A 3,022-nucleotide genomic window follows, 5' to 3' on the forward strand; every position below is an offset into this window, starting at 1 on the left:
CTCGCGCTTTCTTTGGCTCGATGCAGACCCATGGCCACTGCTAGACTGGAGCTCGGGCATCTGGACGGACGAGGGGTTCTATACCTACAACGCCCGAAATGCGATTCTATTTGGGCAGGCACGGCTGGACGGGTTTAACAACGCCAACCTGATGCCGCTCCTAGATCTGGCGCAGCGCTTGGTTTTTGGAAAATTTGGTGTCGGGCTGATCGTCGCCCGCAGCCTCTCGGTGCTTGCCTCGCTGCTTGCGCTCTTTTTCTTCTGGGATGGCCTTCGGCGGGGCTTTGGGAAGAAAACAGCCCTCACTGGCCTTGCACTGCTGGGCACCGATGTCTTCTTCTGGGGCTACAGCCGCCTCGCGCTGATGGAGCTTCCTGCGACCCTGATCCACTGCGCCACGTTTTGGTGTCTCTCACTGGGCACGAGCGGGGGACTTCTTGTCGCAGGGCTACTGGCCGCCTCCACACTGGCCTTCAAAGCGACCTATGCGATCTTCCTGCCGGTGCCCCTGTTGGCCTTTGGCTGGGCACGTCGAAAACAGGCGCTTCCCTATGTCGCCGGCGCACTGGTGGGGCTGGCAATCTACGGCGCTCTCTGGGGAATTCCCCACCGTGCTGAGATCGCGCACATGACCAACTTCTACCGTACCCGGCAGTCCCAGCCACGCTCGGTGGCCGAAGCGGGTCGGTGCGTGAGCTACGCTCTCTTTGGCTCCCAGCGGACAACCAAGCGCTATATGCTGCACTGCTTAGAGACCCAGGCTCCGGTGGTGACGACCTTAGGGCTGGTCGGGCTCTTTGGAATCGGCTGGCGGCGGCGCAAGCGCGACTTTCTCTGGCGTGTTTTGGTGAGCTGGGTCGCGCTGGGAATGGGATCACTCGCGCTGAGCCGCTACATTCCGACACGCTATTTCTTACTGTTCCTACCCGCGCTGATCGGGCTTGCGGTAATTACGTTACAACGCTTGCCTGCCCTCTGGCGGCTCTGGCGCACAAGGCGGCGGGCTCGTGCTCTTGGGCTTGGGATTCCTGCATTTTTCCTTCTAGATCATCTCCTGGCTTCCGCACTCTGCCTTGCGCTCAAGCCTGGGGTGGCCGAGTGGCTCGCGACGGCCTTGACTTTGGTGGGTCTTACTCTGGCGCTTCGGCAGCGGCGATGGCCCCGGCACTTCCGGTTGCATACGGGCCTAGTGGCACTGGCGCTCCTGCTCAATCTTGTCTTTGTGGGGCACTGGGCCGTGAGCCGCGCCTACACACTACGAGATGCAAGTCGGAAACTTGGGCAGCAGCTCCCCGCTGGGACAATCGTTTTAGGGGAAGCCGCGCCACTCTGCCTGGAAAATAGCCTGCGCGGAATCCCTGTTTTTTACCCTGGTTTGGCGAATGATAAAAAGCCGATCCAGACCTTCCAGGCTGAGTACGTAATGCTCACGAAAGTCCCGGCACGGCTCAAGTACTGGAACAAAGTCGCACCTGAGGTGCTGCAAAATGCCAATGAGCGCGAGCACTTTCTCCTGGGCAGTGAGAGCCTGACACTCTACAAAATTCCTGCTGAGGCACGGCAATGAGTAGACGCCTTGCGTGGACGGTTATTATCCTCTGTATTGCCATCTGGGGCGTCAATGCGACGGCGCTTAAAGTGGCGATGCGCCCCGCCAGTGGCCTCGCCTTCGACCCCATCTTTCTCTCGGGCCTGCGCTTTTGTTTTGTTGCGCCGCTACTTGCACTGGGCCTGGGCTGGCAGGACCGCACGCTGCTCAAGTTCACCCGCCGCGAGCTCGCCATGTACGCCTGCTTCGGGCTCTCTTCCATTGTCGTGGGGGAGATTATCCAGGCCCTCGCCATTCGCTACACCTCCGTCGCCAATCTCACGCTGCTCTCGCACGGAACGATCCCACTCTCGACGGCGCTCTGGGCACGTGGTCTGTACGGCGAGCCGTTTGGCAAGAAAGCGCTCCTTGGTGCCGGAATCGCGCTGATCGGGGTGGCACTGGTGGCAACCCACGCACCCGGCGGCCTCCACTTTAGTGGCGATACCTGGCGCGGCGATGCGCTTGCGCTGCTTCGCGCCGCCCTGCACGGCGGCTTCCTGACGCTTCTGGGCAACCAGCTCCAGTCCACACCCGCGCTCAAAGTGACGCTCGGCAATGTGGGCTTTGGGGCGCTCTGGAGCCTGCCCTACGTTCTCTGGCGGGGGAGCTCGTTTGACTTTGCCGCCGTCGCGCCCCAGACCTGGCTTGCCGTCTTCTGGACCGCCGTCCCGACCACGCTCTTTGGCTTTGTCGCCTGGAACGCCGCGGTCGGAAGCGTAGGAACCGTTGCCGCCACTAGCGCCATGTACGCCCTGCCCTTTGCCGCCGCCGTGGGTGCGTACTTTATGATCCATGAGCCCATCACCCTCTGGCACGTGCTCGGGGGCGGCTTGATTATTACAGGAATACTCCTGACAAGGAAAAAGAAAGACATTTCCCCTCCCCAGGCACTCCGCGCCACCCCCTCCCAATAATGGGAGAGGGTAAAACCCCCTCGAACTCCCCCTCTCTCCCGTTATCGGGAGGGAGGGGGCCGGGGGGAGGGAGGGAAACGAGGTAGAAAACTATGCCAAAAGATCCAGCAATTAAGAAAGTTATGGTGATCGGCTCCGGGCCGATCGTGATTGGTCAGGCCGCGGAGTTTGACTACGCCGGGGCGCAGGCATGCCGTGCGCTCCGTGAGGAGGGCTGCTCGGTTGTCTTGGTTAACTCCAACCCGGCGACGATCATGACCGATGTCGAGATGGCCGACCGGGTCTATATCGAGCCACTCACCCCGGAGTTCCTGCGCAAGATCATTGACCGTGAGCGCCCCGATGGCCTCGTGCCAACCCTCGGGGGGCAGACGGGCCTGAACATGGCGGCCAAGCTCGCCGAGCTAGGGATTCTGGACGAGTTCAATGTCAAGCTCCTGGGAACGTCGCTGCGCTCAATCCAGATGGCCGAAGACCGCGAACAGTTCCGTGCGCTGATGCGGCGCATTGGGGAGCC

Annotated in this window: 2 protein-coding genes and 1 pseudogene; all 3 read left to right on the forward strand. The window is 61.5% G+C overall.

Features of this window, described 5'->3' with window-relative positions:
• On the forward strand, positions 1 to 1,567 hold a 1,567-nt coding region (locus tag RMO15_RS01485; protein ID WP_309707166.1), incomplete at its 5' end, for a glycosyltransferase family 39 protein.
• A complete protein-coding gene (locus RMO15_RS01490; RefSeq protein WP_309707167.1) occupies positions 1,564 to 2,505 on the forward strand; it encodes a DMT family transporter in 942 nt (313 codons plus the stop codon). The genes RMO15_RS01485 and RMO15_RS01490, both read left to right, overlap by 4 nt.
• A gap of 92 nt (positions 2,506 to 2,597) precedes the next feature.
• A pseudogene (locus tag RMO15_RS01495) lies at positions 2,598 to 3,022 on the forward strand (carbamoyl-phosphate synthase subunit L); the annotation flags it as partial.

The organism is Armatimonas sp. (genome assembly GCF_031410135.1).
GTDB lineage: Bacteria > Armatimonadota > Armatimonadia > Armatimonadales > Armatimonadaceae > Armatimonas.